At 66.9% G+C, this 23,862-nt stretch carries 31 protein-coding genes and 2 other RNA genes; 13 read left to right on the plus strand and 20 right to left on the minus strand.

Annotated features, from left to right (window positions below; genetic code table 11):
* Nucleotides 1–106 precede the first annotated feature (106 nt).
* Complete coding sequence (locus NV401_RS12805) at nucleotides 107–718, minus strand: superoxide dismutase (protein WP_261294829.1); 612 nt, start codon at nucleotides 716–718, stop codon at nucleotides 107–109.
* 64 nt (nucleotides 719–782) lie between these two features.
* The gene (pspF, locus tag NV401_RS12810) at nucleotides 783–1,823 is read right to left on the minus strand and encodes a phage shock protein operon transcriptional activator (protein WP_261294830.1); all 1,041 of its coding nucleotides are present in this window, start codon (nucleotides 1,821–1,823) and stop codon (nucleotides 783–785) included.
* Nucleotides 1,824–1,997: 174 nt separating this feature from the next.
* On the opposite strand from pspF, the gene NV401_RS12815 reads away from it, so the two are divergent.
* The 9 genes from NV401_RS12815 (at nucleotide 1,998) to NV401_RS12855 (ending at nucleotide 5,578) form a co-directional block, all read left to right on the plus strand.
* Nucleotides 1,998–2,132 carry a hypothetical protein gene (locus NV401_RS12815; RefSeq protein WP_261294831.1) on the plus strand — a complete coding sequence of 45 codons (135 nt, stop codon included), beginning with the start codon at nucleotides 1,998–2,000 and terminating at the stop codon, nucleotides 2,130–2,132.
* An 80-nt stretch (nucleotides 2,133–2,212) separates the two neighbouring features.
* Nucleotides 2,213–2,893: a phage shock protein PspA gene (gene pspA, locus NV401_RS12820; RefSeq protein ID WP_261294832.1), complete on the plus strand. Its 681-nt coding sequence runs from the start codon at nucleotides 2,213–2,215 to the stop codon at nucleotides 2,891–2,893.
* Nucleotide 2,894: 1 nt separating this feature from the next.
* Nucleotides 2,895–3,161: an envelope stress response membrane protein PspB gene (pspB, locus tag NV401_RS12825; RefSeq protein ID WP_261294833.1), complete on the plus strand. Its 267-nt coding sequence runs from the start codon at nucleotides 2,895–2,897 to the stop codon at nucleotides 3,159–3,161.
* A 1-nt stretch (nucleotide 3,162) separates the two neighbouring features.
* Nucleotides 3,163–3,543 carry an envelope stress response membrane protein PspC gene (pspC, locus tag NV401_RS12830; RefSeq protein ID WP_261294834.1) on the plus strand — a complete coding sequence of 127 codons (381 nt, stop codon included), beginning with the start codon at nucleotides 3,163–3,165 and terminating at the stop codon, nucleotides 3,541–3,543.
* A 30-nt stretch (nucleotides 3,544–3,573) separates the two neighbouring features.
* Nucleotides 3,574–3,879 carry a hypothetical protein gene (locus NV401_RS12835; protein ID WP_261294835.1) on the plus strand — a complete coding sequence of 102 codons (306 nt, stop codon included), beginning with the start codon at nucleotides 3,574–3,576 and terminating at the stop codon, nucleotides 3,877–3,879.
* 11 nt (nucleotides 3,880–3,890) lie between these two features.
* Complete coding sequence (locus NV401_RS12840) at nucleotides 3,891–4,211, plus strand: hypothetical protein (protein WP_261294836.1); 321 nt, start codon at nucleotides 3,891–3,893, stop codon at nucleotides 4,209–4,211.
* A gap of 52 nt (nucleotides 4,212–4,263) precedes the next feature.
* Nucleotides 4,264–4,536: a hypothetical protein gene (locus NV401_RS12845; RefSeq protein WP_261294837.1), complete on the plus strand. Its 273-nt coding sequence runs from the start codon at nucleotides 4,264–4,266 to the stop codon at nucleotides 4,534–4,536.
* Between the two features lie 15 nt (nucleotides 4,537–4,551).
* A complete protein-coding gene (locus NV401_RS12850) occupies nucleotides 4,552–4,806 on the plus strand; it encodes a hypothetical protein (RefSeq protein ID WP_261294838.1) in 255 nt (84 codons plus the stop codon).
* Between the two features lie 367 nt (nucleotides 4,807–5,173).
* On the plus strand, nucleotides 5,174–5,578 hold the full coding sequence (locus tag NV401_RS12855; protein ID WP_261294839.1) for a SufE family protein: 405 nt from the start codon (nucleotides 5,174–5,176) through the stop codon (nucleotides 5,576–5,578).
* Nucleotides 5,579–5,581: 3 nt separating this feature from the next.
* Here the strand turns inward: NV401_RS12855 and NV401_RS12860 are convergent, their stop codons facing one another.
* The 13 genes from NV401_RS12860 to NV401_RS12920 all read right to left on the minus strand — a co-directional run bounded on the left by NV401_RS12860 (nucleotide 5,582) and on the right by NV401_RS12920 (nucleotide 16,503).
* Nucleotides 5,582–5,971 carry a hypothetical protein gene (locus tag NV401_RS12860; protein WP_261294840.1) on the minus strand — a complete coding sequence of 130 codons (390 nt, stop codon included), beginning with the start codon at nucleotides 5,969–5,971 and terminating at the stop codon, nucleotides 5,582–5,584.
* A 19-nt stretch (nucleotides 5,972–5,990) separates the two neighbouring features.
* A complete protein-coding gene (locus NV401_RS12865) occupies nucleotides 5,991–6,341 on the minus strand; it encodes a thioredoxin domain-containing protein (protein ID WP_380816707.1) in 351 nt (116 codons plus the stop codon).
* The gene (locus NV401_RS12870) at nucleotides 6,323–6,868 is read right to left on the minus strand and encodes a J domain-containing protein (RefSeq protein ID WP_261294841.1); all 546 of its coding nucleotides are present in this window, start codon (nucleotides 6,866–6,868) and stop codon (nucleotides 6,323–6,325) included. The genes NV401_RS12865 and NV401_RS12870 overlap by 19 nt, the downstream gene beginning before the upstream one ends.
* Before the next feature lie 58 nt (nucleotides 6,869–6,926).
* Nucleotides 6,927–8,888, minus strand: a complete 1,962-nt coding sequence (locus tag NV401_RS12875; RefSeq protein WP_261294842.1) for a hypothetical protein — start codon at nucleotides 8,886–8,888, stop codon at nucleotides 6,927–6,929.
* 42 nt (nucleotides 8,889–8,930) lie between these two features.
* Nucleotides 8,931–9,297, minus strand: an RNA gene (gene rnpB, locus NV401_RS12880) — RNase P RNA component class A.
* Between the two features lie 45 nt (nucleotides 9,298–9,342).
* The gene (locus NV401_RS12885) at nucleotides 9,343–10,032 is read right to left on the minus strand and encodes an N-acetylmuramoyl-L-alanine amidase (protein ID WP_261294843.1); all 690 of its coding nucleotides are present in this window, start codon (nucleotides 10,030–10,032) and stop codon (nucleotides 9,343–9,345) included.
* A 152-nt stretch (nucleotides 10,033–10,184) separates the two neighbouring features.
* Entirely contained in the window at nucleotides 10,185–11,039 is an 855-nt protein-coding gene (locus NV401_RS12890; protein ID WP_261294844.1) for a CheR family methyltransferase, read from the minus strand.
* The gene (locus NV401_RS12895) at nucleotides 11,036–12,103 is read right to left on the minus strand and encodes a chemotaxis protein CheB (protein WP_261294845.1); all 1,068 of its coding nucleotides are present in this window, start codon (nucleotides 12,101–12,103) and stop codon (nucleotides 11,036–11,038) included. The genes NV401_RS12890 and NV401_RS12895 overlap by 4 nt, the downstream gene beginning before the upstream one ends.
* Nucleotides 12,104–12,113: 10 nt before the next feature.
* Nucleotides 12,114–12,479: a response regulator gene (locus NV401_RS12900; RefSeq protein WP_261294846.1), complete on the minus strand. Its 366-nt coding sequence runs from the start codon at nucleotides 12,477–12,479 to the stop codon at nucleotides 12,114–12,116.
* A 69-nt stretch (nucleotides 12,480–12,548) separates the two neighbouring features.
* Nucleotides 12,549–12,977, minus strand: coding sequence for a chemotaxis protein CheW (locus NV401_RS12905; RefSeq protein WP_261294935.1), 429 nt, complete (start codon nucleotides 12,975–12,977; stop codon nucleotides 12,549–12,551).
* A gap of 2 nt (nucleotides 12,978–12,979) precedes the next feature.
* A complete protein-coding gene (locus NV401_RS12910; RefSeq protein ID WP_261294847.1) occupies nucleotides 12,980–15,283 on the minus strand; it encodes a chemotaxis protein CheA in 2,304 nt (767 codons plus the stop codon).
* A 51-nt stretch (nucleotides 15,284–15,334) separates the two neighbouring features.
* Nucleotides 15,335–15,979 (minus strand): histidine phosphotransferase family protein, encoded by a 645-nt coding sequence (locus NV401_RS12915; RefSeq protein ID WP_261294848.1) that lies wholly within the window; start codon nucleotides 15,977–15,979, stop codon nucleotides 15,335–15,337.
* A 122-nt stretch (nucleotides 15,980–16,101) separates the two neighbouring features.
* Complete coding sequence (locus NV401_RS12920; RefSeq protein ID WP_261294849.1) at nucleotides 16,102–16,503, minus strand: M67 family metallopeptidase; 402 nt, start codon at nucleotides 16,501–16,503, stop codon at nucleotides 16,102–16,104.
* A 17-nt stretch (nucleotides 16,504–16,520) separates the two neighbouring features.
* Here NV401_RS12920 and NV401_RS12925 point away from each other — a divergent pair, with 17 nt between their 5' ends.
* The 4 genes from NV401_RS12925 to mtgA all read left to right on the plus strand — a co-directional run bounded on the left by NV401_RS12925 (nucleotide 16,521) and on the right by mtgA (nucleotide 20,621).
* Nucleotides 16,521–17,471 carry an RluA family pseudouridine synthase gene (locus NV401_RS12925; protein ID WP_261294850.1) on the plus strand — a complete coding sequence of 317 codons (951 nt, stop codon included), beginning with the start codon at nucleotides 16,521–16,523 and terminating at the stop codon, nucleotides 17,469–17,471.
* A gap of 56 nt (nucleotides 17,472–17,527) precedes the next feature.
* Nucleotides 17,528–18,427 carry an RNA polymerase sigma factor RpoH gene (gene rpoH, locus NV401_RS12930; RefSeq protein WP_261294851.1) on the plus strand — a complete coding sequence of 300 codons (900 nt, stop codon included), beginning with the start codon at nucleotides 17,528–17,530 and terminating at the stop codon, nucleotides 18,425–18,427.
* Between the two features lie 19 nt (nucleotides 18,428–18,446).
* The gene (locus NV401_RS12935; RefSeq protein ID WP_261294852.1) at nucleotides 18,447–19,706 is read left to right on the plus strand and encodes a flavin monoamine oxidase family protein; all 1,260 of its coding nucleotides are present in this window, start codon (nucleotides 18,447–18,449) and stop codon (nucleotides 19,704–19,706) included.
* A 156-nt stretch (nucleotides 19,707–19,862) separates the two neighbouring features.
* Nucleotides 19,863–20,621, plus strand: coding sequence for a monofunctional biosynthetic peptidoglycan transglycosylase (mtgA, locus tag NV401_RS12940; RefSeq protein WP_261294853.1), 759 nt, complete (start codon nucleotides 19,863–19,865; stop codon nucleotides 20,619–20,621).
* Between the two features lie 40 nt (nucleotides 20,622–20,661).
* Here the strand turns inward: mtgA and NV401_RS12945 are convergent, their stop codons facing one another.
* The 5 genes from NV401_RS12945 to NV401_RS12965 all read right to left on the minus strand — a co-directional run bounded on the left by NV401_RS12945 (nucleotide 20,662) and on the right by NV401_RS12965 (nucleotide 23,747).
* The gene (locus tag NV401_RS12945; RefSeq protein WP_261294854.1) at nucleotides 20,662–20,985 is read right to left on the minus strand and encodes a YbaB/EbfC family nucleoid-associated protein; all 324 of its coding nucleotides are present in this window, start codon (nucleotides 20,983–20,985) and stop codon (nucleotides 20,662–20,664) included.
* A 16-nt stretch (nucleotides 20,986–21,001) separates the two neighbouring features.
* Complete coding sequence (locus tag NV401_RS12950) at nucleotides 21,002–22,684, minus strand: DNA polymerase III subunit gamma/tau (protein ID WP_261294855.1); 1,683 nt, start codon at nucleotides 22,682–22,684, stop codon at nucleotides 21,002–21,004.
* A 244-nt stretch (nucleotides 22,685–22,928) separates the two neighbouring features.
* Nucleotides 22,929–23,026: signal recognition particle sRNA small type (ffs, locus tag NV401_RS12955), an RNA gene on the minus strand.
* A 42-nt stretch (nucleotides 23,027–23,068) separates the two neighbouring features.
* The gene (locus tag NV401_RS12960; protein ID WP_261294856.1) at nucleotides 23,069–23,368 is read right to left on the minus strand and encodes a hypothetical protein; all 300 of its coding nucleotides are present in this window, start codon (nucleotides 23,366–23,368) and stop codon (nucleotides 23,069–23,071) included.
* Between the two features lie 46 nt (nucleotides 23,369–23,414).
* A complete protein-coding gene (locus NV401_RS12965) occupies nucleotides 23,415–23,747 on the minus strand; it encodes a 2Fe-2S iron-sulfur cluster-binding protein (RefSeq protein WP_261294857.1) in 333 nt (110 codons plus the stop codon).
* Nucleotides 23,748–23,862 lie beyond the last annotated feature (115 nt).

Below are 23,862 nucleotides of genomic sequence, written 5' to 3' on the forward strand. Positions count from 1 at the left end.
GTCGCGCGACGGAGGGGGTGGGCCGGCAACGCAACCGCAGCGTTGCCGGCCCACCCCTCCACCAGCTACGCTGGTCCCCCTCCCCGTTCCGGGGAGGAGTCAATCGTTACCCGACAGCCTTGTCGTAGAGCGCGCCGGCCGCGTCCCAGTTCACCACGTTCCACCACGCCTTGAGATAACCCGGGCGATCATTCTTGTAGGTCAGGTAATAAGCGTGTTCCCACACGTCGTTGCCCAGGATCGGCGCGCCCTTGTCCTTGGCGTCGTCCATCAGGGGATTATCCTGGTTCGGCGTCGACACCACCTTGAGCGCGCCGCTCTCGTCGGCGATCACCCACGCCCAGCCCGAGCCGAACTGGCCTGCGCCCTTGGTGTTGAAATCTTCCTTGAGCTTGTCGAGCCCGCCATAGGCGTCGATCGCCTCGGCCAGCTTGCCCGACGGCTGGGTCGTGCCTTCGGGGCCCATGATCTTCCAGAAGAAATCGTGGTTCCAGAAACCGCCGCCATTGTTGCGCACCAGCGGCGGCAGCGTCGAGATCATGCCGAAGATCTCCTCGATCGTCTTGCCTTCCAGCTTGGGATCGGCGGCCACGCCCTCGTTGAGCTTGGCGGTATAGGCGGCATGATGCTTGTCGTGATGATAGGTCATCGTCTCTTTCGAGATCGTCGGCTCCAGCGCGTCATACGCATAGGGCAGCGGGGGAAGTTCGAAAGCCATCATATCTCTCCTGATAGGTCGGGTGTGGAACGCCTGCCCCCCCGAAATGGGTCCGGCCAAACCGTTACGCAACCGATTCGGAACTGCCCGCGGAAATTAGCCCGTGACGCTTCAGCGCATGGCGCAGCTGATCGTAACTCAGCCCCAGCGCATCGGCCGTCGAGCGCTGATTGAAGCGGTTTTCGGCCAAGGCCCGTTCGAGCAGCTCGCACTCGAACCGCGCGATGCGGGTCTTGAAATCGCCGGTGTGCGGCGCGACGATCGGTTCTGCAACCGGGCTCGCTGCCACCGATACCGGCGCGGTTGCCGCCACGGTCGGGAGGCTGGCCGGCTGATAGGGCGACTGGAACGGATCGAACTCGATATGCTCGATCGGCCCGACATGCTCCCAGCGATAGACGGCGCGTTCGACGACGTTGCGCAGTTCGCGGACGTTGCCCGGCCATTGATAGTCGGTCAGCGCGGCGATCGCGTGCGGGCCGAACCCGTCCCAGGCGTCGCGGCCGAGCTCGGCCGCCATGCGCCGGCCGAAATGGTCCGCCAGCACCATCACGTCGCCCGGCCGCGCGCGTAAGGGAGGCAGCGTCACCACCTCGAAACTCAGGCGATCGAGCAGATCGGCGCGGAACTGGTGGCGCTCGACCTTGGCCGGCAGATGTTCGTTGGTCGCCGCGACGATGCGCACGTCGACGCGGAGCGGGCGGGACGAGCCGATCCGCGTGATCTCGCCATATTCCACCGCACGCAGCAATCGCTCCTGCGCGCCCATCGACAGCGTGCCGAGTTCGTCGAGGAACAAGGTGCCGCCATGCGCCTCCTCGAACCGCCCGACGCGCGCCTTGGTCGCCCCGGTGAACGCGCCCGCCTCATGGCCGAACAATTCCGCTTCGATCAGCGTCTCGGGCAGCGCGGCGCAGTTCATCACCACCAGCGGCTGATCCCAGCGCGGGCTCAGGCGATGCAGGCGCTCGGCGACCAGTTCCTTGCCCGTGCCGCGCTCGCCGATCACCAGCACCGGACGATCCAGCGCCGCGGCGCGACTGGCGCGCTCGAGTACGTCGAGAAAGGCGTTCGACTGGCCGATGACCTGAGTGGTGCGCTCCATTCCCAAAGCTTGGCGTAAAATCCCAAGCGTTCGCAAGCCGAAAATGATTTTCGTTGCGTGCCACGCCGGACACACGCGCAAATCAGCCATTTTTGAAATTGGCACGCTCCCTGCAGAGCTGTTGGCAATCGTCACAATGACGAGCAGCAACACGCTAAACAGGGAGTTTCCGCCATGTTCGCCCAGACCACCAATGTCCGCCGCAACGTCGCCGCCATGTTCTTCGCCATCCTGTTCAGCGGCCTGACGGTCGTCGCAGCGGTCGGCCCGGCCAACGTCTCGGCTTCCAGCATCGCCGCCGTCGCCTGATCACACGGCGTGCGCCCGGGGCGGGCGACCCCCTAGAGCCCGCCCCGGCACTTATCCCGCGTCCCTGAAGGAGTATTTCAATGGGTATCTTTTCCCGCACCCGCGACATCATCGCCGCCAATTTCACCGATCTGCTCGACAAGGCGGAGGACCCGTCGAAGATGATCCGCATGATCATCCTCGAAATGGAGGAGACGCTGGTCGAAGTGCGCGCCTCTGCTGCCCGCACGATCGCCGATCAGAAGGAAATGCGCCGGCATATCGGCAAGCTCGACAAGCTGCAGGAAAGCTGGACCGAAAAGGCCGAGCTGGCGCTGTCGAAGGACCGCGAGGATCTCGCCAAGGCCGCGCTGGTCGAGAAGCAGAAGGCCGCCGACATGGCCGGTCAGCTGGTCTCCGAGATCACCGTGCTCGATGACGCGCTGCGCGCCGCCGAGGAGGATATCGCCAAGCTGCAGAAGAAGCTGAGCGAGGCGCGCACCCGGCAGAACCAGATCGTCACCCGGCTGGAAACGGCGCACAACCGCTTCAAGCTGCGCGAAATGTATGCCGGCCAGAAGGTCGAGGACGCCTTCTCGCGCTTCGACATCCTGGATCGCCGCGTCGACCTGGCCGAGGGCCGCGCCGATGCCGCCGGCCTGGGCGGCGCGCCCAAGACGCTCGACGAGGAAATCGCCGAACTCAAGTCGGCCGAGAAGGTCGATGCCGAGCTCGCCGCGATGAAGGCGCGCATCGCCCCGAACGCGCACGGGGACAATTGAGATGGAAGACGTCTTCGTCCCGCTGATCGCGATCACCTCGCTGTTCATCGGCATGCCCTGGATCATCCTCCACTACATCACCAAGTGGAAGCAGGCGCCGAAGATCACGCAGGAGGACGAAGGCCTGCTCGACGAGCTCTACTCGCTCGCCCGCCGGCTGGAGGATCGCCTGAACACGGTGGAGCGCATCGTCGCCGCCGACAACCCCGACTGGCAGCCGCGGATCAAATCCGAACAGCCAGACGACTATCTCACACGGAGGAACTGAAATGTCCGCCAGCCGCACCAAATTCTATCTCGACAAGCAGAACCGCAAATGGCTCGGCGTCTGCTCCGGGATCGCCGATTATACCGGCGTCGATGTCACCTGGGTCCGCGTCGGCACCGTCGTCCTGACGCTGGCCGGGGGCTTCCCCTGGACGCTGATCGCCTATTGGCTGGTCGCCTGGATGGCGGACAACAAGCCCGCCGGCCTGTACGAAAGCCGCGAAGAGCAGAAATTCTGGCAGGGCGTGCGCTCCAACCCGAAGCGCTCGACCGCGGAGATCCGCTCCAGCTTCCGCGACATCGATCGCCGGCTCGCCGACATCGAAATGCATTACACCAGCCGCAACAGCCGCCTGGCCAATGAAATCGACAGCCTGCGCTGAGGCGCGGGCAGTCAACAGGGGAGACGTACAATGAGTTGGGGTGGACCAGGCTTCGTGATCGCGATCATCGCGATCTCCTATGCCGGCTGGATCATCAACAGCTGGATCCGGGCCAAGCACGGCTATCCGCTGGAAGACGAATGGTCGGGCAAGAAGAGCCATCGCGGCGATGCCGGTACCGATAGCGAGCGCAAGATCGGCCTGCTGTCGAGCGAGAACGAGCGCCTGACCGGGCAGATTTCCCGGCTCGAGGCGCGGATCGCAGTGCTCGAACGGATCGCCACCGACCCCGCCGAGCGCACCGCCCGCGAAATCGACGCGCTGCGCGAGCGCTGAGGAGAGAGATCATGGAAAAGGTTCAGTTCTTCGCCGATTTTGCCCCCGTCATCGCGATCGTCGGCGTGGCCTGCATGGCCGCGTGGGTGATCACCACCTGGCTGAGAATCCGCCACGGCTACCCGCCCGATGGCGCCTGGGGGCAGGCCGTCTACCCCAAGGCCAGCGACGAGAGCATCGAGCGGATCAAGCTGCTGACGCAGGAGAACGCCCAGCTGCGCGCCGAACTGGGCGCGATCAAGGACCGGTTGGCCGTGGTCGAACGGATCGTCACCGACGGGTCGCACCAGCTCGATCGCGAGATCGAACAACTCCGCCGCCCGGCACACTGACATCGACCGGCGGCGCGGCACACCGCGCGCCGGAACTAGGGAAGGAAGTATCATGGACAATCCATTCGCCATGGTCGTCGCGATCATCCTGATCGTCACGATCGGCAAGGTCTTCACCGCACGCTACCGCCACGAAAAGCGCGGCGACACCGGCGAGACGTTCAGCCCCGCCACCGCCGCCTCGGATGCCGAAAATCAGCGGCTGCGCGAGGAGCTGAAATCGATGAAGGAGCGGCTCGCGGTGCTCGAACGTCTCGCCACCGACAGCAACGACAGCGGCGCTCGCCTCGATCGCGAGATCGAACGACTGCGCGACCGCAGCTAACAGGGAGCAGGGATCATGACCGACCCCAATCTGTACCTGACCATGGCCAGCGCCGCGCTGGTCGGCCTGGCCATGCTGACCTTCGCCGCGCTGACCGGCTGGCGCGGCTGGCTCCAGCTCAAAGCACAGGAGCTGCACGCCGCCGGCGACATCGCCGCCGACCGCACCGTCTCGCACAGCGTGCCGAGTGCCAGCGCGCGGATCGAGATCGCCGATCTCAAGGAGCGCATCCGCAAGCTGGAAGCGATCGCCGCCGGGGTGGATCTCTGAGCGGCACGCCCCCCGCCCCGTGCCGTCATCCTGACGACGGTGGGGATCCATCCCTCCCCTCAGACGATCGGATTTGAGGCGCGATGGATCCCGGATCAAGTCCGGGATGACAGCAGGAGTGGATCGAGCTGCACGCCCCCCGCACCGTCATCCTGACGAAGGTCAGGATCCATCCCTCCCCTCGGAAGATCGGACCTGAGGCGCGATGGATCCCGGATCAAGTCCGGGATTGCGGCAGGAGCGGCAGGTGCGGCAGGTGCGTTGGCTGGGGCTGGGGCTGCGGCAGCGGCGGCGGCGGGCGCGCCAGGTACGTTGGCGAACAAGCAACGATTGGCAATCGTGCGTGCAACGCTCTAACGATGCCGCCATGCCCAACCTCTCCGACCTGCAAGACGAATACGGCTTCCTCGACGCCGACGATCGCTACCGCCTGCTGATCGATCTCGGCCGAGATCTCGAGCCGATGCCCGACGCGCTCAAGACCGATGCCACCCTGGTGCGCGGCTGCTCCGCCTCGGTATGGGTCTATCCCACCACGCGCGACGACGGCACATTGCACTTCCTGGCGGACAGCAATGCGGCGATCACCAAGGGCATCATCGCGCTGGTCCTGCTGACGGTCCAGGATCAGCCGCCCGCGGCGATCCTCGCCAGCGATATCGAAGGCGCGCTCGGGCCGTTCGATCTCAAGAACCAGCTCAGCTCGAACCGCACCCAGGGCATCCCCAACATGATCGCGCTGATCCGCGACACCGCGCGGCGCTACGCCTGACGGTCAGCGCGGCTTGGTGTAGGGCACGAACTCGCTGAGCGAGACGAACCCGCGCTGGAACCGTGCGCCGCGATCGACCAGGTCGACCGTATCGATCGAGCACAGATTGCTGCTGTAGGTCCTGGTCACCAGGATATCGTTGTCGTTAAGCGAATCGGCATAGGCAGGCCGGTTGACGTACAGGGTGCGCCCGTCGCGATAGACGATCGCGGTCTTGTCGACGATTTGGGTGGATTGCATGTTGCGCAGGTTGATGCAGTTGACCGGCTTGCCCGCAACGCGCCCGTCGAGAATCTTGGCGAGCTGCTGCTCGGGGGTCAGCCGCGTGCGAGCCTCGGCCATACCGGCCCCGCAGAGCAACGCCGCGCCGACGATAAGATGGATTGGCCGCATGGCAATTCTCCTTTGATCGTCATGTCATAGCATGCGGATCGTGAACCGGCGCTGACTGCGGGTCCGCCCCCAGCGCGGCCGCCACGTCGGCGATCGCCGTATCGCGATCGACCAGCTTCCATTCGTGCGGCCGGGCACCGTCGACCACCGTTACGGCATTCCTGGGGCAGATGCCGAGACATTTCACCTCGACCACGCCGAGCCGGCTCTTGCGCCCCTTGCCCAGCGCCAGAAAGTGTCGCAGCGCCTTGGCCAGCGGGGTCTTGCCTTTGGGGCCGAACCCGCCATCCAGTTTCTTCGAACATTTGCGGCAGACCAGCAGCGTACCGGCCCATTCGGCGCGCACCGTCTTCAAGCGGTCGGCTTCCACTCGCGCTGTTCCTCGGCCATCCGCAGCACTTCGTACGCCGTCTGCACCGCCTGGAAACGCTTCGCCGCCTCGGCATCGCCCGGCCGCAGATCGGGATGGCTGTCCTTGGCCAGCTTGCGCCAGGCGAGCTTCACCGCGGCGAATTCCACGTCCGGATCGAGCCCGAGCACCTCCAGCGCGCGCATCTCGTCGCGCGTCCGGCTGCCGTCGCCGGGCCCGGCCCAGCTGTTATGCTTCGATTCGGTATAGCCCTCCGCGGTCTGCGTCTCGGCGCGTTCGCGCTCGGCCGCCTCCTCGGCGGTCAGCCCTTCGAAATAATTCCAGCCGCGATTATATTCGCCGGCATGCAGCTGGCAGAAATACCAGCGCTCCGGGCTGTTGGGCGATTTCGGCGCCGGGCAATCGCCCTTTTCCTGGCAGCCGTGGCGATCGCACAGCCGCACGGTCGCCGCGGCGCTGCCCGCCTCGCCATAACCGCGCCACCGCGGGAAGCCCCAATCTGCCGAACGTGATGTTGTGCGCGCCATGCGGCTGGACATAGGCCGCAACGCGAGGAGCGCAAGCGCGGCGTCGGCGCCGCGACGCTTAGAGGGAGAACCGCACGCGCCGCATCTCGCCGCCGCAGCCGAGCCCGCCTTCGGGGCGATAGCTTTTCTCGTAGCGCGCCGTCTTCATGATCCCCGTGCCCGCTTCGGTGAAGACGAATGGGGGATAGGCCACGACCACACGCTGGTTGACCACCCGGCCATCCGCCGACACGTCGAACTGCGTGCTGGTGAAGCCCTCGAAGCCCCATTGCTGCGCTTCCATTGGGAACGCGCTCGGCCCCGCAGTGACGCCGAGAAAGCGCGGCGCCGAATCGACGAGCGCACATTGCCGCGCCGACAGGCCCGATTGCGTGAAGGCGGCGGCGGCGGCGGCGGCGTTGCCGGCATCCTTTTCCAGCGAGGCGAGCCGTATCAGCGCGCCGACGCGCAACGGATGATTCGCCGGTAGCGCCGGATCCTTGCCGATCTCGGTCAGCAATTGCCGTGACCGCGTTTCATTCTTGCGCCCGGCATCGGCAAGCAGCAGGCGCAACGCCGATCGCGCCACGGCATCGCCGGCATAGGCCGTCGCGCCCAGCGCAGGCGTCACCGTCCGCACATAGGGTTCCGGCTTCCACCCCTCCGCCAAATCGGACTGCCACACGATCGTCTCGATCGCCAGGCGCGCCGGCGGGGGCGCGCCATGCGCCACGGCAATGGCCAGTTCGCGCCGGGCCAGCACATTGATCTCCTCGCGCGCGACCACGCTGCTATGCGTCAATTGGTGCAGGATCGGCACCAGCGCCAGCGCGTCCGCACCGCCGGCCGCTTCCGCCGCCGCCAGCTGCACGCGCAATTGCGGCAGCATACCGGCATCCGACCCGCTCAGCATCGGCGGCATGGCAACCTTCCTGTCGGTCAGCCACGCGCCCAGTTCGCCGTCCAGATACGTGCCGATAGAGGGCCGTTCGAAAGCCGTCGAACAGCGCAGTTCCACGCGCACGCGGTTACGGAAGAATAGCGGCATCTGCTTGACCTGCTCGGGCGACCACGACCAGCCGCGCGTTGCCCGCGCAAATTCGAGCGCGGTGCCGCCGCCGCCGGCCGCATAGACCGGCGCGCTGATGCGCACGACACCGTCATCGTCGATCGTAAATTCCACCACCGCCATATCGGCGGGCTTCAGCCCCGACTCACCACCGCATTCCGGCACCTTCATCTGTAGGGCCGGATCGAAGCTGCCCTTGCTCAGGCGGCCTGCCCCGGTCATCGCTAGGTAGCGCCGCGCATCTTCCTTGTCGCCCGCCAGCAGCGCGGCAATGGCATAATTCGAGCGGACCGGGACATCGTCGATCCTGGTGCGTTCGGTCAGGCCGCCGAGCAGTTGCACGGCCTCGCCACTCGCCTTGCGCGACAGTTCGAACGCGCCCTGGTTGAGCAGTAGCTGCCCCTTCAAGCGCTTGATCACCGCCTTCACGGCTTTGTCCGTATCGGTTGCCACGAGCAACTCGGCACGGCCGATCGCCGGGCCGGCACGGTTGGGATCGACAAAGGTGGTCGCCTGGATCAGGCCGCGCAGCGCGATCAGCTTGTCACCGGGGCCCGTCGCGAGCTTCTCGGCATCGTCATACGCTTCGGCGGCGCTGGCATAATCGAGCGATGCCTCGGCCACCCGGCCGAGTGTCAGGAAGGCGACGAAGCGATCGTTGCGGAGGGTCGCATCGCTTGACGGCAGCGCGGCGAGACCCAGCCGCGTCGCGGCCACCGCCTCGTCCTTGCGATCGAGCGCCAGCAATGTCTGCCCCTTGCGCAGCTGCACCAGCGAGCGGCTGCGCACGTTCTTCGCGGCCCGCGTCTCGAGCGCCTGCCACCGCGCCAGCGCGCCGGCGAAATCGTCCTTGTCGTGCAGCGCCGCCGCGGCCTCGAAGTCCTGCTGGACGCTACTGGCCGGCTGCTGTGCTGCCGCAGCGGACGCCATGCCGGCGATCGTCGCCAGCATCAAAATCGAACGCCTGCCCATCGCGAATCCCCCGTTTCCGGGAGCTTAACAGCGCAAGGATGAAACGCCAGAGGGTCTGTAAGCCGGGTTCTGTCCCCCCGTTGCCGGGATGGGCGACCATTCCTCTAGGCCCGCATTTGCATGCGGGCTCAAGCAACCAACCCGGGCGACGAGCAGCAACGATGCTCATATGCCGCCCCTATTCGGTTTTGCTCCCGGTGGGGTTTGCCGTGCCGCCCTTGTTACCAAGCGCGCGGTGCGCTCTTGCCGCACCCTTTCACCGTGGCGTCGTCGAAACGGTCGCCGTCTACTCTCTGTGGCACTTTCCCTGGGGTCACCCCCGCCGGGCGTTACCCGGCACCGTCGTTACATGGAGCCCGGACTTTCCTCGCGCGCTCCGAAGAGCACCCGCGGTCGCCCGACCCTCTGGCGAAGCAGCGCCTTAGCGGTGCGACGTACAGCCCGTCTACCCCGTTCAATCGTCGCCCTGCGGCTTGGGCAGCAGCAACGCGAGCAGGATGCAGCGGCATTCGGCATCGATCTCGCCATCGATCAGTTCGGGGCGGAAGCGCCGCTGGAACGCGACCACGGCGGCAAGCTTGTCGGATACGTCGTAGCCGAACCGCTCCAGCGCGAGCAGGAAGCCGCCCTCGGTCCAGCCCGGATCCATCAAATTCCTGGTCGGGCGCGGCAGCGCGAGCCGCAACCGGGCAAGCCGGCTCCACGGGAAAAGCTCGCCCGGATCCTGCTTGCGCTGAGGCGCGATATCGGAATGGCCGACCACGTCGCCACGGCCGATCGCATACCGTTCCTTGATACCGGCGACCAGCGGCAGCAGCGCCTCGATCTGCTGATCGGGAAACGGGCGGTAGCCGAACTCATGGCCCGGATTGACGATCTCGATGCCGATGCTGGCGCTGTTGACATCGGTGATGCCGCGCCAGTGCGATCGCCCGGCGTGCCAGGCACGATGGGCTTCGTCGACCATCTTCAGCACCGTGCCGTCCTCGGCGATGAGATAATGCGCCGACACTTGCGCCGCGGGATCGGTCAGCCGCCTTATCGCGGCATCCGCATCCTGCATGCCGGTATAATGCAGCACGATCAGCGACACCGGCAACAGCCGCTCGTCGAAATTCGGCGATGGCGTGTCGATCATGGTCATTGCGGCTCCCCCGAAACAGTCCCGCACAATTCGTGCGGATCGTGGCGCGCGCCTTGCCGCGCGCCGCCACCAGCACACCGATTAGCATAAGGAGGGGAAGCGGCACGCCGAAATATTGCAGGGAGAAACGCGGCGCCGGCCGCGCACACGGTTCAGTCGCCGGTCGCCTCATACAGGCCGCGATGTTCCTGCGACGGCCGGAATGCATCGGTCTGGCCGATCACCGTCTCGCCCGCGCCGAGCACGAGCAATCCGCCGGGCCGCGTCGCGCGCGCCAGCCGATCGAAGACCTGCCTGCGCAACGTCGGCGACAGATACATCAGCACGTTGCGGCACAGGACGATATCGAACAGCCCGAGCGGCAAGGGATCGGCGACGAGATCCATCCGCCTGAACGAGATACGGCGGATCAATTCGGGCTTGGCGACCCAGTCCGCGCCGACATTATCGAACCAGCGGATCATGCGCCGCACCGGCAGCCCGCGCTGGATCTCGAACTGCGTGAAGGTACCGCTTTTGGCGCGGGCGATCGCCGCGCCGGAAACGTCGGTGGCGACGATATCGGGCATCCTGCCGCCGGATGCTTCCACCTGTTCGGCAAACAGCATGGCCAGCGACAAGGGCTCCTGCCCCATTGAACAGCCGGCCGACCAGATCCGCAGGTTGCGCGTCGGCATCGCCAGACGCAGATTCTGCGCGATATCCCCGACCATGGTGAGCACGGCGGTATCGCGGAAGAACGAGCTTTCCTGATTGAGCAGCGCATCGACGACCTGATCGCCGACACGCGGATCGACCCCGGCCAGTATCTCGCCCGCCAATTGGTCCATCGTTTCCAGTCCCCGCTCGCGCAACACCGGTTTCAACGCCGTTTCGATCCGCCAGGCGCGGTTCGCGGCAATCAGCTGCCCCGTGCGCTGTTCGAGCAGCGCGGCGAAGACCTGCAACGCGCCGGTCGAGCGCGGGATCACCGCGTCGACGGGGCGGCGAAGTTGTGGACTGATCATGCCGGCCGCCGGCGCGTGGCGATCAGGCGGCCGATCTCCTCGGGCGGCAGGATGGCGCGCGCGGCGCCCGCGGCGGCGACCGCGCCCGGCATGCCCCAGACGACGGAACTGTCGCGGTCCTGCACCACGACGCTGCCGCCGGCCGCGACGATGCGCTGCGCGCCCTCGCTGCCGTCGCGGCCCATGCCGCTCAACACGACGCACAGCGCCCGCGCGCCATAGACGCCGGCGAGACTGTCGAACATGGGATCGACCGAGGGCAGGCACCCGCTACGCGATGCCTCGTGCGTCAGGCGTATTCCAGCGGCGCCTTCCCCCAGGCTCACCACGCGGAGATGCGCATCGCCGGGCGCAATGATCACCCGTCCGGGGCGGATCCGCATGCGATCCAGCGCGACATCGCACGGCCGGCGGGCCAATACGGCGACCTGCGCGGCGAAATACGGCATGAAGGAATTCGGCAGGTGCTGCGTGATGAGGATCGGCAGTTCGAAGCTCGGCGGGATCTCGCGCAACATCAGGCTCAGCGCGTGGATACCGCCGGTCGACGCGCCGACCGCGACGATATCGAACCCGCCCGCCATGGAGGCGACCGGCAGCGACGGCGTCATCGCCGCGGGAATGGTCTGCTCCGCCTCGAGCATGCGCGTCAGTTTCTCGACCAGCACCTCGGCGAAGCGCCCGGCAAACGCCCCGCTGCCGGGCTTGACGAGCGTGTCGGCCGCGCCCTGCGCGAGCGCCTGGATCGCCGCCGTGCCGCCATCGTCGCAGGACGAGGACACGACCAGGATCTTCGCCCCGCGCCCCGCCGCGATCAGATCGGGCAAGGCGGTCAAGCCATCGACGCCGGGCATCTCGATATCGAGCACGATCGCGTCCACGCGTGCCGTCTTGAGAAAGGCCAGCGCCTGTCGGGCGTCGGGCACCGCGCCGGCGATCACCAGCGTCGATTTGGCGGCGATCATCCGCCCCATCACGGCACGGGCAACCGCGGAATCGTCGACGATCAATATTCTGGCGTCGCGCCCCGCAGGCGCGACGGCCGCTGCGGGCTTGAGTGTCATGACCGGATCGTCAGGCCATGCCGACGATCTGCAGCTTGCTTTCCAGCGTCTCACGATCGAACGGCTTCATGACATATTCGTCGGCCCCCGCTTCGATCGCGGCGCGGATATGTGCCATGCCGTTTTCCGTCGTGCAAAATACCACTTTGGGCCGGCTCGTCACGGCGCTCACACGCAGCGCGCGCAGGAAATCCATCCCGCTCATCACCGGCATGTTCCAGTCGAGCAGCACCACGTCCGGCGCCGAGACCAGGCAGGCATCAAGCGCTTCCTTGCCGTCGCCCGCCTCGGAGACGCGAAAATTGAGCGTTTCCAGAATATGCCGCGCAACTTTGCGGATAACCTTGGAATCATCGACCACCAGGCACGTCTTCATCGAATCTTCCCGTGTTGCGCTATCGGGCCTTGTGCCCGAAAGGGGTAAGCGTCTCGTTAATCGACAATGTTATGCGGCGACCGCGGCCAGCCCCGGCAAGAGCGCGCGTAAATTGATCGCGAGGATCGGCTCGCCATCGCGCTCGACGATCCCGCAGCCCGTGGAGCGCCAGCCGCCATCCAGGATCAGGCCGGAGGATAGCGGGACCATCTCGAACGGGGCCACGTCTTCGAGCGAATCGACCAGGATGGCGTAATGTTGCCCCTCGACCAGCGTGATCACCGCCCGCCCCGCCGCGCCGCCCGCCGACGGCAGGCCGAGCGCCACGCGCGTATCGATCACCGTCACCACGCGGCTGCGCAACGCGGCCAGCCCCAGCACCTGATCGGCCGAGCGCGGCACCGGCACGACACTGCCGATATCGACCACCGATTCGACCTGCGCAGAATCGATCGCGACGGCGCGTCCGGCGATATGAGCGATGAGAAACAGGCTCAACATCAGCGCCGCCCCGCCCGCTCGGCCAAGGCCGCGAGCAATCCCGGCCGGTCGTAGCGATAGATGCTGTGATCGTCGCGCCCGCCCAGCGGGCGATCATGCCGCAGCCGGACAACCGCGGAGTCCGGCACCGTGACTGCCGGCTCGGGATCCATTGTCAGCACGACGGCGGGGCGTTCGCCTGCCGGAAGCGACGTGGCTACCCGGTAGCCGGCGCCTTCCAGCGCGGGCTTGAGGAACGTCGTCATCCACGCCGAGCCCGAGCCCTCGATCAGGCAGACCGGTGGCGCTTCGTGCCGGACGTCGTCGCCATGCGTGGCGAACAGCCAGTGCACGTCGAGCATCTCGATCTGATCGCCATCGATACCGACCACGCCGGCCACCGGCCCCGGCTCGCGCGCGGCGACGATCGTTGATGGCACCGAGACGATATCGAGCGCTTCACCGATCGCATAGGCGATCTCGATCGGCCCGTCGCGCAGCCGCAATACCGAGACGATCGCGCGGTCGCCGACTTCCGCCATCGCGGCGAGCGGGACGATACGGCCGTCGATCGACAGGCGCAGCCGCCCGGCGGCGAAGCGGATGCTGTGCGCGGGCACCGGTTCGATACGATCGATCACCTCGAGCGGTACCAGGCGGCGCACGCCATCGAGATCGTCGAACAGCAGCGCCGACATGGCATCGGTTGTGGCCTCGACGGCATCGTCCTCGACCGGCTCCTCGCGGGAGAATTCCAGCCCGGCGACCGCGGCGATGCCGGCACAGTCGAGCAGCAGCATCGGCAGGCCGCTATCGGGCAAGGTCTGCCCGGCATAGATTCCGGTCGCCATCACCGCCGGCGCGGCCGGCTTGATCACCAGTTCCTCGTGATCGAGCACCGAATCGACCGCGAGGGCATAGCTGCCGCCGACGACACCGACGATCACCAGCATGGCCGGCGCCGCGCCGCTGCCCGGCAGGCCCATCACCGACCCGAGATCGATCAGCGGCATGCGGCGCTCGCGCACGGTCGCCGCCGCAGTATCGCCGAGCATGTCGATCCGGATCTGCTGCCCGCGCACCGTGACGATCTCCTCGATCGCCTGGCGCGAGACGGCGAAGCGCTGCTCCCCGACGCCGACGACAATCGTCGAGATGATCGAGAGGGTCAGCGGCACATGGATGGCAAAGCGCACCCCGCGGCCCAGGCTGTTGTCGATCTCGATCCGGCCACCGATCTGCTCGATATTGGCGCGCACCACGTCCATGCCGACGCCGCGGCCGGAAATGCCGGTCACTTCGTCCTTGGTCGACAGGCCGGCCTGGAAGACCAGATCCAGCTTGGCCTTGGCGCTCAGCGCGCGCAGTTCGCGCTCGGACCGGCCCGCGGCGACGAGCTTCGCGATCAGCCGCTCGACATCGATGCCGCGACCGTCATCGGTAATCGAGATGATGATCTGGTTGCCCGATTGACGGGCCGATACGGTGAGCCGGCAATTTTCGCGTTTGCCAGCGATGGTGCGCTCAGCCGGCGTTTCCAGCCCATGATCGATCGAGTTGCGCACCATATGCACCAGTGGATCGCGCATCATCTCGATCATCTCGCGATCGAGCTCGACGTCCGATCCCTCGATCGTCAGCACCACGGCCTTGCCCAGATCCGCCGCGGTATCGCGCACGATCCGCGGCAGCGCCGAGAACAAGGTCTCGACCTTCTGCATGCGGGTGCGCGTGACGGTATCGCGCATTTCGGCGACGGTGAGCGACAGGCGCTCGAGCGCCGCCTCGACCGTGGGGTCGGCGCCATCGTCGCGCAGGCGCCGTGCCAGTTCGTTGCGCGCCAGCACCATGTCCGACATGCCCGACATCATGCGATCGAGCAGATCGACGCTGAGCCGCACGCTGCGCGCCGGTTGCCGCTGCGCGACCAGCGCGCTGGCCGGGCCGACCAGGTCCGAGCCTTCGGCAAGCGCCGCGATCAGCACATCCTCACCGCTATCGTCGAGCGACATGCCGGCATCGATCGCCTCGACCAGTTCGCCGATCCGGTCGACGATGGCGAGCACGGCATTGACCAGCCGCGTGTCCGGCACGCGCGCGCCATCGCGCACCCCCGCCAGCACGTCCTCTGCGGCATGGCTCAGCCGGGCGAGCCGCGGCAGATCGAGGAAGCCGCAGCTGCCCTTGACGGTATGAACGAAGCGGAAGATCGCATCGAGCCGCTGGCGATCCGACGGATCGCTTTCCCACGCGACGATTTCCCCGGAGAGCGCGGCCAGCGTCTCCCGGGTTTCGGCGATGAATTCCTGTAGCAGATCGTCCATGGGCCCCCGCGATATCGCGCAGTCATGGCCGATCACTGGTTAAGACCAGGTTTACCCGACCTTGAACGCCGCGCCGAACAGCAGCACCGGGGCGTCCGGCGGGGAAACCTGCACCATGCCGCCGCCCTCGGCGACCAGCGCCTGGACGAGATAGGCGGCGGCGGCGCGCGGCGTGATCACCGCGTCGCCCTGCGTGCCGGCCAGCGCGCTGCGCAATTCTTGATCGAGCACGATGCGCGGGCCATCGGCGCGCACGACGATCTCCACCGTGCCGCCAACGCTTTCCGCCCCGACATCCAGCTGCCCGCCGCGGATCAGCGCGTCGCCGGCGATCAGCGCGAGATTGAGCAGCACCTTGATCGCCGGCTTGGGCAAGGTCGCATCCTCGACCAGCCAGCCGAACTTGACGCGATGATTGTCGCCGAACAGCCCCTCGATCGCCGCCCGCGCCTCGCGCGCATCGACCATCTCGCCGAACCCGCCCGCCGCGCCGAACGCGAGGCGGAAGAATTTCAGCTTGTTGGCCGAGGCGCGCGCGCTTTCGTTGAGCAGTTCGAGGCACCGCGCACGCATCTCCGGATCATGCTCGTCGGCGAGCAGCTCGAGCCCGTTGTTCAGCGCGCCGACGGGGGAGAGCAGATCGTGGCACAGACGCGAGCAGAGCAGGCTGGCGAAATCGACCGGGGAGATGGTCATAGCGGATTTCCGATGGGTAATAAGCGTTAAGGCTCTTCTGGCGACGTGCGGGCGTGGACGCAACCCATCCGCCATCGATGGATCGGCGCCTCACCCCCTCGACACCGTCATCCCGACGAAAATCAGAATGACGGCGCGGGCATCAGGGCAAGCGCTTCGAACGCCCCGACCTTTACCGTCCGCCACGCTCGCGCTTCCCTGCCCGCCAGGATCAGCCATACTGCGCCATCCCCCATCGCACTTGCCGCATCGGTCGCCGAGGGTTCGGCGCGGCCCGTAGGATGCGAATGATAATGGCCGATCACCACCGGTCCGCCCGACCGCGCGTGCTTATGCGCCGCGAACAACGCCGCCGGATCGATCTCGAAGGTGCGCGCCGGATCGCCCGCGACGTTGGCGCACGGCACAGCCGCGTCGATCCGATCGACCGTGCCGAACAGCAATCCGCACACTTCGATTTCGGGCCTGGCCTGCGCCTCGGCCAGCAATCGCGCGAGCAGCGTGCTTGAAATCTCCAACCCCATGCCCACATCGCTAGAACATGTGCCGGGGGGTTTCCATCATCGAAGCAAGGATCGCGGACGCAGCGGATGGCTGGCGCCTCGATCGTGCGCTGGCCGACGCCGTGCCGACCCTGTCGCGCGAGCGGCTCAAGGTACTGATCAACAGCGGTGCGGTGAGCGATCCCAGCGGCGCGCTGGCCCGCGACCCATCGCGCAAGGCAGCGGGCGGCGCGATCTTCAACGTCGCCGTTCCCGCGCCGACGCCGGCGCATAACGAGGCGCAGGACATCGCGCTCAATGTGGTGTTCGAGGACGAGCATCTGATCGTGATCGACAAGCAGGCCGGGCTGGTCGTCCATCCGGCCGCAGGCAATCTCGACGGCACCTTGGTCAACGCGCTGCTGCACCATTGCGGCGGCAGCCTGTCGGGCATCGGCGGCGTGGCGCGGCCCGGCATCGTGCACCGCATCGACAAGGATACGTCGGGGCTGATGCTCGCGGCCAAGACCGATCGCGCGCACGAGGGCCTGGCGCGACAGTTCCACGACCATAGCATCGAGCGGCGCTACAAGGCGATCGTCTCGGGCAAGCCAGCGCCGCCCGTCGGCAAGATCGATGCGCCGCTCGCGCGATCGCCGACCAATCGCAAGAAGGTGGCGATCGTCGAGAGCGGCAAGCGCGCGGTGACGCATTTCAAGACGCTGAAGACGCTCAGGAATGCGGCGCTGGTCGAATGCCGGCTGGAAACCGGCCGGACTCACCAGGTGCGCGTGCACATGGCGTCGATCGGCCACGCCTTGCTTGGTGACCCGGTTTATGGCAGAACAAAACAAGCTCACCGGGAAATTTTGGAAACCTTGAATTTCCGCCGCCAGGCGTTGCACGCCGCCCGTTTGGGGTTCATTCACCCGGTGAAAAATACCGTTCTGGCGTTCGACAGCGAAATGCCTGCCGACATGCAGGAACTGTTCAACAACCTTGACGTATAGCTATCGGATGATTGCCGCGGTGCGGCGAACGTCCAGTTTGAAAGGGAGATCAAGTCATGGCTAAAAGCAATCTGCCAGCCACGGTCCCCGCTCTTGGCGGGGAGGCAAGCCTCAACCGCTATCTGTCGGAAATCAAGAAATTCCCGATCCTCGCGCCCGAGCAGGAATATATGCTCGCCAAGCGCTTCGAGGAACATGGCGATACCGACGCCGCGGCGCAGCTGGTGACCTCGCATCTGCGCCTCGTGGCGAAGATCGCGATGGGCTATCGCGGCTATGGCCTGCCGACGTCGGAGCTCATCTCCGAAGGCAATATCGGCCTGATGCAGGGCGTGAAGAAGTTCGAGGCCGATCGCGGCTTCCGCCTTGCCACCTATGCGATGTGGTGGATCCGCGCGTCGATCCAGGAATATATCCTGCGCTCGTGGAGCCTGGTGAAGATGGGCACCACCGCGGCTCAGAAGAAACTGTTCTTCAACCTGCGCCGGATGAAATCCAAGCTCGATGCGTTCGAAGACGGCGATTTGACGCCCGAGCATCTCACCAAGATCGCCACCGATCTCGGCGTTACCGAGGCCGAGGTGACGAGCATGAACCGTCGCATGGCGATGGGCGGCGATACGTCGCTCAACGTGCCGATGCGCGAGGATGGCGACGGCCAGTGGCAGGATTGGCTGCAGGACGATGCGCCGCTGCAGGACACCGTCGTCGCCGAAGCGCAGGAAGCCGATGTGCGCCACGAGATGCTGACCTCCGCGATGGACGATCTTAACGAGCGCGAGCAGCATATCCTGACCGAGCGGCGGCTGACCGACGATCCCAAGACGCTGGAAGAACTCAGCCAGGTCTATGGTGTGTCACGCGAGCGTGTCCGCCAGATCGAAGTTCGCGCGTTCGAAAAGCTGCAAAAGGCGATGATGCGCCTTGCCGGCGATCGCCGCCTGCTGACCGCCTGATCGTGCCCGCCGCCCGCTCATGATCGTCGTGATCGGCGGCGGCGCGGCGGGCATCGCCGCGGCGCGCGTGCTGCGGGACGCCCAGGCGGACGTGTTGCTGGTCGAAGCAGCCGCCCACCTTGGCGGAAGGGCGCGGAGTGTGGCGCTGCCCCTCGCGCTTTCGCCGACGTCGCCAGAGACAGGTTGGGTGAATGTCGATGCCGGCTGTGGCTGGCTCCATTCCGCGCAACGCAACCCGTGGACCAAACTCGCCGAACACTACGGCTTCAGCGTCGATCGTTCCCCCACTAACTGGACCACGCAGTGGCGTGATCTCGGCTTTCCGCCCGCGGATCATGCCGCGTTCGGCGCGGCTTGGCAGCGCTGGGAAGAAGCGGCGCATGCCGCGCTTGGCGGGCCCGATCGCCCGCTGTCCGACTTCATCGCCGCCGACGATCGCTGGCGCCCGATGATCGATGCGATCTCGGGCTATGTGAACGGCGCGCCGCTGGCGCAGGTCTCGCTGCACGATTGGGCCGCGTACGAGGATGCGGCGAGCGAGGACAATTGGACGGTCGAACAGGGCTATGGCTCGGTCGTGCGCCATCATGCCGCCGGGGTGCCGGTGCAGCTCGATACGATCGTCTCGCGGATCGATCATCGCGGGCGCACGATCCGGATCGACACCAACCGCGGCACGATCGCGGCCGACCGCGTCATCCTGTGCGTGCCGACCAGCGTGCTGGCGCGCGAGGCGATCAGCTTCGATCCGCCGCTGCCCGCCAAGCATGCGGCGGCGGCGGACCTGCCGCTGGGCCTTGCCGACAAGGTGTTCCTGCAGGTCACCGGCGGCGGGCTGCCGCGCAACGGCCACCTCACCGGCAATCCCCATAGCGCCTGCACCGCCAGCCACCGCCTGTCGCCGTTCGGCTGGCCGCTGATCGAGAGCTTCTTCGGCGGCGACTGCGCCGAGGCGCTGGAGCAGGCGGGCGAAGGCGCCGCGGCGGATTTCGCGATCGGCGAACTGGTCGCGCTGCTCGGTTCGGAGTGGCGCCGACGCCTGACGCCGCTCGCCAGCACGCGCTGGCGCGCCGAACCGCATATCCATGGCAGCTATTCGCATGCGCGGGTCGGCGCGGCGGGCAAGCGTGCGGTATTGGCGGAACCGGTCGACGAACGGCTGTTCTTCGCCGGCGAGGCCTGTTCGGCGCATGATTTCTCTACCGCCCACGGCGCATACGAAACGGGTGTCGCGGCGGCAAGGGCAGTGCTCGCGCAGCGCACACTTGCCGCCCGCTAGGCGGCGTCTTCGTCGCGACGGTGTCGCGACGGCCAGCCCGAAGGATGCAACGCCCCTTCCCGTTCGCCCATGCCTTTCGCGGGAGAACGGGAGAGTCCCTGGCGCAACCGCATAAGCCCCCTTCCCCAGCCCCGGCTAATCCGGCACTCCGGCGGCATGAGCGACGATCGATCCGCCCCCTATGCCCCCGCCAGCTTCCGGGCATCCGATCCGCCGCCGGCCAGGCCCCGCCGCCCGATCGCGCGCCGCTTGCTCGGCTGGATCGGCAAGGCGCTGCTTGGCTTCGTCATCGTGACCGTATTGTGGGTATTGCTCTACCGCTTCGTGCCGCCGCCGATCACGCTGACGATGGCCGGCGACATGCTCGGCGGGCATAGCGTGACGAAGAAATGGATGCCGCTGTCCGACATCGACCCTGATATGCCGCGCGCGGCGATCGCCGGCGAGGACGGGCGCTTCTGCACGCATCACGGCTTCGATTTCAGCGCGATGGCCAATGCCGCCTATCGCAACGCGCAGGGCGGGCGGATCCGCGGCGGTTCGACGATCAGCCAGCAGACCGCCAAGAATGCCTTCCTGTTCCAGGGCGGCGGTTATGTGCGCAAGGCGCTGGAGGCCTATTTCACCGTGCTAATCGAAGCGCTGTGGGGCAAGCGCCGGATCATGGAAGTATATCTCAACATCGCCGAGACCGGGATCGGGACCTACGGCGTGGAGGCGGGATCGATCCGCTATTTCGGGCATGGCGCGGCGCGGCTCTCGCCGTCCGAGGCAGGGCGGATCGCCGCGATCCTGCCGCTGCCCAAGAAGCGCGCGGCCAAGGCGCCGAAAGGCTTTACCCGGCGGCACGGCAACACGATCGCCCGGCGGGTCGGCGTGGTGCGCAACGATCGGCTGGACGGGTGCCTGGGGTGATCCCGGGCCCCTCCCCCGACGGGGAGGGGCTCTGTGTTGCTTAGAACGGCAGCTTGAAGCCCGGCGGGAGCGGCATGCCGCTGGTCAGCTTGCCCATCTCGGTGTTGGACGCGGTATCGGCCTTGGCGCGGGCATCGTTGAACGCGGCGACGATCAGATCCTCGAGGATCTGCTTGTCCGCCGGCACGAGCAGCGAATCGTCGATCGCGATGCCGATGATCCGGCCCTTGGCCGAGGCCTTGACCTTGACCAGCCCGCCGCCGGCCGCGCCTTCGACCTCGATCCCGTCGAGATTGGCCTGCGCCTTTTCTAGTTCGGCCTGCACGTTCTGCGCCATGGCCATGATGTCTTCGATGCTCTTCATGCGGATAGTCCTTCGCTTAAATTTTCTGCGCGATCAGCCGGTCGAGCTCTTCCTCGGGCAGTACGGCCTCCGGAAACGCCTCGAACGCCGCCTTGACCACCGGGCTGGCGAGAATATCCGCGCGCAGCCCTTCGCGCGCCTCGGCGCGGCGCTCCTTGATCGTCGGCGCGCCCGGGGCGTCCTCGGTCGTCACCTTCCACACCCGCCCGGTGCAATTCTTCAGCTCGATGGTGAGGTCGCGGATCATGTCGGCGGGCAGCGGCCGGGCGGCGCTGAGCACCAGCTCGGGCGGCGCAATACGGATCACGCTGGCGCTGCGCTCGAGCTTCACCGCGAGACCGAATTCGCCGCTCTGCTCGATCGCCGCGATAATCTGCTCGATCGTGCCGGGCAGCGCGGGCTCTCCCGCGGCAGCGGGCTCGGCGGCAGCCGTCGCGGAGGCAAGCGCGGCGGGGGCGGCCGCGGCGGGCGCGCCTTGCGCCGGGCCGCCCGCGGCAATCTGCCGTGCGAGCTCGCCCGGATCGGGCAGTTGCGAGGCATGGACGACGCGCAGCAGCGCCATCTCGCACGCCTCGATCGGCAGTGCGGCGCGCGCCACCTCGTCATGCCCCTTGAGCAGGAGCTGCCACAGCCGGTGCAGCGCGGCGAACGACAAGGCCGTGGCCCAGCCCTCCTGCGCTTCGCGTTCTTCATTGGCCTGCCCCGCCTCGACCGGCGTGCCGAGCTTGACCAGGGTCACGCCGTGCACCGTCTCGAGCAGCGCGCGCAGCACTGCCTGGGGATCGACACCGAGATCATATTGCCGGCGAAGCGCGCCCAGCGCGCCCAGCCCGTCGCCGGCCAGCAGCAACCCGAGCAGATCGCGCACCGCGCCGCGATCCGACAGGCCGAGCATGTCGCGCACCGCGCTTGCCCTAACGCCGCCGCCTTCGATCCCGGCATGCGCGATCGCCTGGTCGAGGATCGACAGACCATCGCGCGCCGAGCCTTCGGCGGCGCGGGCGATCAGGCCGAGCGCCTCGGGCTCCGCCTCGACGCCCTCGGCCTCGGCCACGCGGGTGAAATGCGCGGCGAGCATCTCGGCCGAGATGCGCCGCAGATCGAACCGCTGGCAGCGTGACAGGACCGTCACCGGCACCTTGTTGACTTCCGTCGTCGCGAACAGGAATTTCACATGCGCCGGCGGCTCCTCCAGCGTCTTCAAGAGCGCGTTGAACGCGTTCTTCGACAGCATGTGAACTTCGTCGATGATATAGATCTTGAACCGCGCCGAGACCGCGGCGTAGCGCGACGCATCGATGATCTCGCGTACGTCGTCGACACCGGTATGGCTCGCGGCGTCCATCTCGATCACGTCGATATGCCGCCCCTCGGCGATCGCGCGGCACGGTTCGCACACGCCGCACGGGTCGATCGTCGGGCCGCCCTGGCCATCCGGTCCGATGCAGTTGAGCGCCTTGGCGATCAGCCGTGCGGTGGAGGTCTTGCCCACGCCGCGCACGCCGGTGAGCAGGAAGGCATGCGCCAGGCGGCCGCGCTTGATCGCATTGCCGAGCGTGGTGACCATCGCGTCCTGCCCGATCAGCTCGGCAAAGGTCTGTGGCCGGTATTTGCGCGCGAGGACGCGATACGCCTCCGGCTTGGCCGGCTGCGCGGGCTCGCCGAGGTCGAAGCTGGGAAGATCGTGGGAGTCGGACATCAGCCGACTATCTAGGCGGGGATGACGTGGGATGTAAGGGAAAGGTTTGGCGGCGGTGGGTCACCTACCCATCCGTCATCCCGGACTTGGTCCGGGATCCAACGTGCTGTGAGCACTGCGGCTGGAGGCGGAATATGTCGGAAGCTGCAAAGGCGCCGTGGCAAAGCCACGTCGTCTGACGGGGCTGCTTGCCCCGCCGGCCGCGCTTGCGCGTCTCGGCGCTGGTACAACGCCGTGCGCGCTGCGCGGTGGAAGCCGGAACGACCCGTGGCGAAATCGTTGTGGCTGCTTCCTTCCGGATCTGACCAGGTTGGCGACGACCACGTCCGCCCGACTTCCAAGAGCGCCTCTAGGGAAATCGGGCGGGGTGATCAATCCCCGCTGTTAGCGGCGATAGCGAACCGAACGGCAGGTGCGGATCTTACGGCCTGCGCGCCAGCGGTTGGTGCACACGCGGCGCGTGCCCCAGCGGTTGCGGTTGTTGCGCCAGCCGCGATTGTTGCGATAGCCGCGATTGTCGCGCCGCACGACGGTGCGCTCGCGTACGACGACAGCCTGGGTGGCAACGGCGGCACCGGCGACGGCGACGGTGGCAGCGGACGGGGCAGCGGCCGCACTGGCGCTGGCCGGTGCGAGGCTCAGCGCGCCGAGCATGCCAGCGGCGATCAATCCGAGGAATTTCATATATCGTCTCCTTACGTGCGCCGTGGTCGGCACGGTAGCGAAACGGTCACTTTCCCTTACTGTTCCGCAACTCACCGGGCATTTTTACGGTCAGCACGTCGAGCGCGGCGGGCAGACGGATCTGGCAGGCGAGCCGTGAGGTACGGGTCGCGCCGGTTGCGAAATCGAGCATATCCTCCTCGTCGGCGCTGGCCGGCGGCAGGCGGGGAAAGTCCTCCGGAGCGATGATCACGTGGCAGGTGGAGCAGGCCATCTGCCCCTCGCACGTGCCCTCCAGCGGCTGGCCGTCGGCCTGGGCGAGATCGAGCAGGCGATCGCCGGCAGCGCCGTGCACCTCGCGGATCGCACCGTCGGTGGCGATGAAGCGGATCAGTGTCATGCGCGGGCCCCGATCGAGAGCAGCATACAAACCGTAACCTCCACCCCGGCGGACGCCGGGGCCCAGTTGCGAAGGGTCCAGCGACGACACGACACACCCGTTACCAACTGTTCCA

The sequence above is a fragment of the Sphingomonas hylomeconis genome (genome assembly GCF_025370105.1).
GTDB classification, from domain to species: domain Bacteria; phylum Pseudomonadota; class Alphaproteobacteria; order Sphingomonadales; family Sphingomonadaceae; genus Sphingomonas; species Sphingomonas hylomeconis.